Here is a 577-nt window from a genome sequence, read left to right on the forward strand (position 1 = left end):
GCGTCTGGATCGGCGATACGCTGAGCCAGGAGACGCCGCTTTTCGCTGCCGAATCGATCGGCGTCGGCACGCTGCCGCAGCGCGCGCTCGATGCCGTCAAGGAACTGGTGATCGGCTGGCTGCGCTAACGCATGTCGCTCAAAACCAGCCATGGTTTTGGGGAACGGCATGCATAAGGGCAAAAAATCGACGGCATGGACGTTTGGCCCAACGCGGACTATCTAGAGCGCTACAATCCCATTCAGCCATGGACAAGAAGGCCTCTCGGTTGGCACGCGGTTTTTTCATCACCTTCGAAGGCGGCGAGGGGGCAGGCAAGTCGACGCAGATCGAGCGGCTGGCCAGGAAGATGCGCGCCAAGAAATACGACGTGCTGCTTACCCGCGAACCCGGCGGCTCGCCGGGCGCCGAAGCGGTCAGGCATGTGCTGCTGTCGGGCGCAGCCGAACCGTTCGGGCCGAAGATGGAAGCGCTGCTGTTCGCCGCCGCGCGGTCCGATCATGTCGAGCAGGTGATCCGGCCGGCGGCGAACAGCAGCGCTTCCATCTTCGGCCCGAACGGTTCGGCTGCGCCCGAC

Annotated in this window: 1 protein-coding gene and 1 pseudogene; both read left to right on the forward strand. The window is 64.1% G+C overall.

What is annotated here, in order from left to right; all coding sequences use genetic code 11:
* A pseudogene (locus tag EN879_RS40505) lies at positions 1–128 on the forward strand (D-alanyl-D-alanine carboxypeptidase); the annotation flags it as partial.
* A gap of 140 nt (positions 129–268) precedes the next feature.
* Positions 269–577, forward strand: a 309-nt coding sequence (gene tmk, locus EN879_RS38170) for a dTMP kinase (RefSeq protein WP_164774955.1), incomplete at its 3' end; no start/stop codon positions are given.

The sequence above is a fragment of the Mesorhizobium sp. M7A.F.Ca.AU.002.02.1.1 genome (assembly GCF_003998535.1).
In the GTDB taxonomy this organism is placed as follows: Bacteria; Pseudomonadota; Alphaproteobacteria; order Rhizobiales; family Rhizobiaceae; genus Mesorhizobium; species Mesorhizobium ciceri.